The 7,291-nt window shown below is 70.2% G+C and carries 6 protein-coding genes; 5 read left to right on the top strand and 1 reads right to left on the bottom strand.

Going from position 1 to position 7,291, the window contains the following annotated elements:
- The 4 genes from FV217_RS14430 to FV217_RS14415 form a co-directional block, all read left to right on the top strand.
- The coding region (locus FV217_RS14430; RefSeq protein WP_147817873.1) for a TIGR02302 family protein at positions 1–2,313 on the top strand (2,313 nt) is incomplete at its 5' end.
- A 129-nt stretch (positions 2,314–2,442) separates the two neighbouring features.
- Positions 2,443–2,628: a twin transmembrane helix small protein gene (locus FV217_RS14425; RefSeq protein WP_147817872.1), complete on the top strand. Its 186-nt coding sequence runs from the start codon at positions 2,443–2,445 to the stop codon at positions 2,626–2,628.
- Between the two features lie 139 nt (positions 2,629–2,767).
- Complete coding sequence (locus FV217_RS14420; protein ID WP_147817871.1) at positions 2,768–3,394, top strand: acyloxyacyl hydrolase; 627 nt, start codon at positions 2,768–2,770, stop codon at positions 3,392–3,394.
- A 126-nt stretch (positions 3,395–3,520) separates the two neighbouring features.
- Positions 3,521–4,093 carry a cob(I)yrinic acid a,c-diamide adenosyltransferase gene (locus FV217_RS14415; RefSeq protein ID WP_147817876.1) on the top strand — a complete coding sequence of 191 codons (573 nt, stop codon included), beginning with the start codon at positions 3,521–3,523 and terminating at the stop codon, positions 4,091–4,093.
- Positions 4,094–4,130: 37 nt separating this feature from the next.
- On the opposite strand, the gene FV217_RS14410 is transcribed toward FV217_RS14415, so the two are convergent.
- Positions 4,131–4,379, bottom strand: coding sequence for a hypothetical protein (locus FV217_RS14410; RefSeq protein ID WP_147817870.1), 249 nt, complete (start codon positions 4,377–4,379; stop codon positions 4,131–4,133).
- A gap of 434 nt (positions 4,380–4,813) precedes the next feature.
- On the opposite strand from FV217_RS14410, the gene FV217_RS14405 reads away from it, so the two are divergent.
- Entirely contained in the window at positions 4,814–7,279 is a 2,466-nt protein-coding gene (locus FV217_RS14405; protein ID WP_147817869.1) for a PAS domain-containing protein, read from the top strand.
- Positions 7,280–7,291 lie beyond the last annotated feature (12 nt).

Genomic DNA, 7,291 nt, shown 5'->3' with positions numbered 1-7,291 from the left:
CCGGCGACGCGGGCGCTCTGGGCGCTGCATCAGAGCCGGGCGGCGCGGGCCGTCGCGAACCTGCGCGCCGGGGGCCCGAAGCCCGACATGCCGCGCCACGACCCCTTCGCGCTCCGCGCCGGCTTCGTGGTCGCGGCGATCGCCGCCTTGTTCGTCGCCGGCCCGGAATGGCGCGAGCGCGTCGGCGCCGCCTTCGACTGGCGCGCGCCGCCCTCCCCCGCTCCGAGCTTTCGCGTCGACGGCTGGATCGACCCGCCGCTCTACACGCGCCTGCCGCCGCTGATCGTGACCATGTCGGGTGCCGGCCCCGGCGGGCAGGCCGAGCAGCGCCTGCGCGCGCCGGTGAATTCGACGCTGATCGTGCGCATCGCCGGCCGCGGCGAGGCGACGCTGACGCCGAACGCGGCGCTGGAACCGGTGCGCAAGGAGGGGAAGGACGAAGCCGGCGCCCGCAAGGCCCCGCCGAGCGGCGTCCCTTCGAAAACGGCGCAATCCGACCTGCGCGAGGAGCGTTTCCGGCTCGTCGGCGGGATTGCGGAACTCGGAATCCGCACCGAGGGCAGCGAGCGGCGCCGGCTCGTCATCGAGAGCATCCCCGACACGGCCCCCGAGGTCGAGCGCGTGGGCAACCTCGACATCAACGGCCGCGGCACCTTCAACCTGAGCTACCGGGCCAAGGACGATTACGGCATCGCCTCCGCCGAGGGGATCCTCGAGCCGCTGAAGGCCGGCCGCTCGCTGGTGCCGGTGCCGAAGCTGAACCTCGCGCTGCCGGCGGATGCCACCGGCGCGACCGAGACCAAGACGCTGGTCGACCTCACCGACAATCCGTGGTCGGGCGCGCGGGTGCGCCTGACGCTCGTCGTCAAGGACGAGGCCGGACAGGAGGGCCGTACGGCGCCCGCCGAGATCGTGCTGCCGGCGCGGCCCTTCATCCAGCCGCTGGCCCGCGCGCTGGCGGAGGAGCGCCGCCGCCTCGTCACCGCGCCGGACGACGACCGCAGGCGCGTGCAGATCGCCCTCGACGCGCTGATGATCGCGCCCGACCGCTTTACCCCGCAGCCTGGCATCTTCCTGGGACTGAAGACCGCCTCCGACCGGCTCCGCCTCGCGAAATCCGACGAGGACCTGACGGCGGTGGCCGACCTCCTCTGGGAGATGGCCCTCAAGATCGAGGACGGCGACCTCTCGGATGCCGAGAAGTCCCTGCGCGCGGCCCAGGACCGCCTCAAGGAGGCGATGGAGCGCGGCGCGCCGGACGAGGAGGTGAAGAAGCTCACCGACGACCTCAAGAAGGCCCTCGACCGCTTCATGAAGGAGTTCGCCGAGCGCCAGAAGCAGGACCCGAAGAACGGCCAGCAGCAGCAATCCGAGCAGCCGCAGGGCAAGCAGAAGACCGTCACGCCGGATCAGCTCCAGAAGATGATCCAGGACATGCAGGAGGCGATGAAGCGCGGCGACACGGCCGAGGCGCAGCGCCTGCTCGAACAGCTCCGCGGCATCCTGGAAAACCTGCAGAGCGCCGAGAACGGGCAGAAGCCGAACCAGCAGAAGTCGCAAATGGACAAGCAGATGCAGGAGCTCGACCAGATGTCGCGCGACCAGCAGAAGCTGCGCGACAAGACCTTCAAGGAGTCCCAGGACCAGCAGGGCAAGCCCCGCCAGGGCCAGCAGCAGAAGGGCCAGCAGGGCCAGAAGCAGCCCGGCCAGAAGGGCCAGCAGCAACAGGGCCAGAAAGGCCAGCAGGGGCAGCAGGGCCAAGGTCAGCAGGGCCAGGGCCAACAGGGACAGGGTGAGGAGCAGGGCGAGGGCGAGCCCGGCGGGCAGCAGCAGGCGCTGCGCAAGCGTCTCGAAGAGCTCCAGAACCGCATGAAGGAGCAGGGCCTTCAGGGTGAGCAGGGCCTGTCCGACGCCGAGGAGGCCATGAAGGAGGCCGAGGACGCCCTCGGCCGCGGACAGGGCGACCAGGCGGTCGACGCGCAGGGCCGCGCCCTCGACGGGCTCAAGAAGGGCTCCGAGGGCATGCAGCAGCAGATGCAGCAGCAGGCCGAAGCCGAGGGGCAGGGCCAGGGCCAGCAGGACGGCGAGAACCCCGGCCAGCAGGGTCAGGCGGGCTCGGCCGACGACGACCCGCTCGGCCGTCCGACCAAGGGACGCGACCTGTCGAACGGCAACGTGCGCGTGCCCACCGCCGACGAATCGGCGGTGCAGCGCACCCGCCGGATCATGGAGGAGCTTCGGCGCAAGCTCGGCGACCCGACGCGCCCGCAGGAGGAGCTCGATTACTTCGAGCGGCTGCTGCGCCGGAATTGATTTCTGATGGTCGGTGTACTTCGCGGCGTCGGCCGTACGGGGCGCCGGTGTAATTTGTCGGTTCGCGCCGTGGCGGATGGTGCGCGCCTGCTCTAGGACGCGCCGACGAGAGTTCAGGGACGCCAGGTCATGTCCACCAACACCATCGTGCTCGCCGCCTGCCTCGCGGTCGCCGCGGTGCTTCTGCTCGGCCTCGCCAACATGATGCGCGGCGGCAGCGCCAACCTGTCGCAGCGGCTGATGCGGCTGCGCGTGCTGCTGCAGTTCCTCGCCGTCGTCGTGATCATGGGCGTGCTGTGGTGGCGCTCGGTCTGATGCCGACCTGCGCCGGCCGCGACCTGTGGCGGCCAAGTCGCACTGGCCGGTGAACGTGCACGGCTGGGATGAATCGGCGTCCGCGTCCGGCTTGGCCGTGATACGTGATCATGGCTTGAATAGTCCGGATTGCCCGCCGATGCATGCCACGCTCTCCCGCTTCCTCGCCGGCGCCCTCGCCCTCTCGTCCGTGACGAGCGCGGCCCAGGCGGCCGACCTCGGCTACGCCCGCCAGCCGGCGCCCCTGCCCTACCTCGCCCCCGTGAAGCCCTACAGCATCGTCTCCGAGGTTCGGATCGGCGGCGCGGTGCAGGACCCCGGCAGCGCCGAGGGCAACACCAACAACATCAACGGCGAAATCCTGTTCGCCAAGCCGCAGGTCTTCCAGGACGAGTTCTGGCAGCGCGCGATTCCCCGCCCGACGGTGGGCGGCAGCTACAATTTCGGCGGCCGCACCAGCTACGCCTATATCGGCGGCACCTGGACGGTGGACCTCTTCCCCGAGACGCTGAACAACTTCGTGTTCCTGGAAGGCTTCTTCGGCGCGGCCGCGCATAACGGCCAGACCGGCGAGAAGGTGCCCGGCAACGTCACCATGAACGCGCTGGGCTGCACCCCGCTGTTCCGCGAGGCGGCCGCCCTCGGCTTCCGGCTCACCGAGCACTGGAGCGTCATGGCCACCGTCGAGCACATGTCGAATGCCGGCCTCTGCGCCAACAACCGCGGCCTGACCAATTTCGGCGGCAAGCTCGGCTACACCTTCTGAGCTTCACAAAGCTGCCGGGCGTGCATGTCGCGCCCGGCAGTCCGGACTTCCGCCTTGCCAAGGCCCGCCGCGCGCGAGACACCCTCGCCCGGCGGGCTTTTTCGTGAGCTCGAGGGGGGACGCGCCGTGGTCAAGCTGAACAAGATCTACACCCGTACCGGCGACAAGGGCACCACCGGCCTCGCCAACGGCGAGCGGCGCTCGAAGGCGGATCTGCGGGTCGAGGCCTATGGCTGCGTCGACGAGACCAATGCCTGCATCGGCCTCGCCCGGCTCCATGCCGACCCGCGCATCGACGCGATGCTGGCGGCGATCCAGAACGACCTGTTCGATCTCGGCGCCGACCTCGCCACGCCGCCGAGCGACAAGCCCCTCGACTACGAGCCCCTGCGCGTTGTCGCCTCGCAGGTGGTGCGGATCGAGACCGACATCGACGCGCTGAACGCCGACCTCGCGCCGCTGACCTCGTTCGTCCTGCCGGGTGGATCGGCCTTCGCGGCGGCGCTCCACCTCGCCCGCACGGTCTGCCGCCGGGCCGAACGCATCGCCGTCGCACTCGCCGCGATCGACTCCGAAAAGATCTCGCCGGAGGCGATCCAGTATCTCAACCGCCTCTCGGACTTCCTGTTCGTCGCCTCCCGCGTCGCCAACGGCAACGGCGCCGCCGACGTGCTCTGGGTGCCGGGCAAGAACCGCTAGGCGAGAACCGCTGAAAGCAAGAACCGCCGATGGCGGTTCAGGGGGCCGAAAGCCGCGCGGTGTTCGCGGCGACATGCTCGCGATAGCGCTCCACCACCGTCTCGGGCGATCCGCCGGTCATCAGCGTGCCGAAGGCCTCGATCGAGGCGCTGATCTTCTCGGCGACCATCGACTGGATCTCGTCCTGGCCCGCCTGCCCGCCCCAGGCGATCCGGACGAGGCGCAGCTCGATGACCTTCTGGGCTTCGATGCTCAGCATCATGGCGCTGTGAAAGGGGTTGTACATGCCGACTCCCGGTGAGCGCGGACCGAACCTGTCGGCGAGCGCGATCATTGTGCGTTGCAACATACTAGCACGTGTAACGCGCGGCGGACACGAAAAGGCACCGCATGGCAGTCCCTCGGCCGACCGGCCCGGCGAGACGGAACCGGGCGCCACGTGGCTTCGATCCGGTCGAAATCCGCCGGGCAATGTGGAGGTCGAACTGCAGGAAAGGCCGATGGGCCAAGGCCTTGGGGCGGTATTCGGCCGCACCCGGAGCCGGCATCCGGACGCCCGCCCGCCGTCCTATGTAAGGTTCGCGACAGACCGGCCGTCCCGTGCTACCGCGCGATCGGGCCGGCGGCATATCGCCCCGATCGCTTCGCCCGGCCATCAGGTGCAATGGACCGAGGCCTTTCATCGGATGTCGGAGTGGATGGCTTCCTCGGGGCATGGTCATGACCGGCAGTGAGACCCCATCCCCGCCATACGCGCAGGAAGCGTCCGACGCGGCGGAGACGGCGGCGCGCCTCGCGGCGCTCGACCGCTACGCCATCCTCGACACGAACCCCGAGAAGGGTTTCGACGACATCGTGCTGCTGGCCTCGCGGATCTGCGCGACGCCGGTGGCCCTGGTCAGCCTCGTCGCGGGCGACCGGCAATGGTTCAAGGCGCGGGTCGGCTTCGACGCCTGCCAGACGCCGCTCTCGCAATCGGTCTGCTCCTACGCGCTGCTGCAGCCGGGCCTGCTCGTCATTCCCGATCTGTCGGCGGATCCGCGTACCTGCGGGAACGTCCTCGTCACCGGCGATCCCTTCATCCGGTTCTATGCCGGCGCCCGGCTGGAGACGCCGGAGGGCGTGGCCCTCGGCTCGCTCTGTGTGATCGACACCCAGCCGCGTCCCGAGGGGCTGACGCCGGAGCAGGCCACCTCGCTCGAAGCGCTGGCCCGGCAGGTCATGACGCTGATGGAGCTGCGCCGCGCCCAGGATTCCCTGCGGGCGGTCAACGCGGGCCTCGAGGCGCAGGTCGTCCAGCGCACCCGCGAGCGCAACCGGGTCTGGGAGGTCAGTCCCGATCTCCTCGGCGTCCTGAACGCCGACGGGTATTTCGAAACCTCGAATCCCGCCTGGCAGACCGTGCTCGGCTACACGCCCGAGCAGGTCGCCGGCACGGTCTTCTTCGACTTCCTCCACCCCGACGACCTCCCGCGCAACCATTCCGCCTGGGACGCCGCCCTGCTGCGGGGCGAACCCGCCCTCAGCTTCGAGAACCGCTACCGCCATGCGGAGGGCGGCTATCGCTGGCTGTCCTGGGTCGCCGTGCCCGAGGGCGGTAAGGTCTATTGCAGCGCGCGCGACATCACCGCCGAGAAGGCGCAGGGCGAGGAGCTGGCCGCACGCACCACGGAGCGCGACCGGCTCTGGCGCAGCGCGCAGGACATCCACCTCGTCCTCGATCCGGACGGCCGCATCGTTTCCGTGAACCCCGCCGCCACGACGCTGCTCGGCCGGGAGCCGGGGGAGATGGTGGGACGCCCGATCTTCGATCTGGTTCTGCCCGAGGATGCCGGGGTGACCCGGGACGCGCTGGCGCATGCCGAGCGCGACGCCCTGCCGAGCTTCGAGAACCGCCTGTCCCACGCGGATGGCAGCCTGCGCTGGTTCTCCTGGGTGGCGGCGCCGGAGGGCGGCCTGATCTTCGCTACCGGCCGGCACATCAGCGAAGAGAAGAAATCCGCCGCCGCCCTCGCCGCGATCGAGGAGGCCCTGCGCCAGTCGCAGAAGCTCGAGGCTGTCGGCCAGCTCACCGGCGGCGTCGCGCACGATTTCAACAACCTGCTCACCGTCATCAAGTCGTCCACCGATCTCCTGAAGCGGCCCGAGCTCTCCGAGGAACGCCGGGTCCGCTACATCGGCGCGATCTCGGACACGGTGGAGCGCGCGGCCAAGCTCACAGGCCAGCTCCTCGCCTTCGCCCGCCGGCAGGCCCTGCGGCCGGAGGTGTTCGACGCCGCCCAGAGCGTGCGCTCGATCGGCGAGATGGTGGGGACGCTCACCGGCGCGCGCATCACGGTCAGCATCAGCGTGCCCGACGAGCCCTGCTACATCGATGCGGATTCGAGCCAGTTCGACACGGCGCTCGTGAACATGGCCGTGAACGCCCGCGATGCCATGAACGGCGAGGGCCGGCTCTCCATCGCGGTCTCCGGCGCCGCGCGGATGCCGGCGATGCGAGCCCACGCCGTCGTCCCCGGCCCGTTCGTGGCGGTCTCGATCACCGATTCCGGATCGGGCATCGCGCCGGCCGAGCTGGACCGGATCTTCGAGCCGTTCTTCACCACCAAGGGCGTCGGCCAGGGTACCGGGCTCGGCCTCTCCCAGGTCTTCGGCTTCGCCAAGCAATCGGGCGGCGAGATCATGGTCGAGAGCACGCTCGGCCAGGGTTCCACCTTCACGCTCTACCTGCCGCGGGCCGAATGTCCGGCCGGGCGGAGCGAGCAGGCCGCCGAGGCCGAGCCCGTGACGAACGGCATGGGAACCTGCGTTCTGCTCGTCGAGGACAACCGCGAGGTCGGCCGCTTCGCCGCCGAGACCCTGGCCGAGCTCGGCTACAGCACCGTCTGGGCCGCCAACGCCGACGAGGCGCTGGCGGAGCTCGAAAAGGTCCCGTTCCGGTTCGAGGTCGTGTTCTCCGACGTGGTGATGCCGGGCCGCGACGGCGTCGACCTCGCCCGCGAGATCCGCCGCCTGCGGCCCGACCTGCCGGTGGTGCTGGCGAGCGGCTACAGCCACGTGCTGGCGCGCGAGGGCGTCTCCGAGTTCGAGTTGCTCCAGAAGCCGTATTCGGTCGAGGAGTTGGCCCGCGTGCTGAGCAAGGCCGTGGGCAGGCGGCGGCGGGGCCGGCTGGCGTCGCAGACGTAGGAACGACGGCAG

The organism is Methylobacterium sp. WL9 (assembly GCF_008040035.1).
GTDB lineage: Bacteria > Pseudomonadota > Alphaproteobacteria > Rhizobiales > Beijerinckiaceae > Methylobacterium > Methylobacterium thuringiense.
The sequence above is the reverse complement of the archived record's forward strand: the minus strand, read 5'-3'. Positions and strand labels throughout refer to the sequence as shown.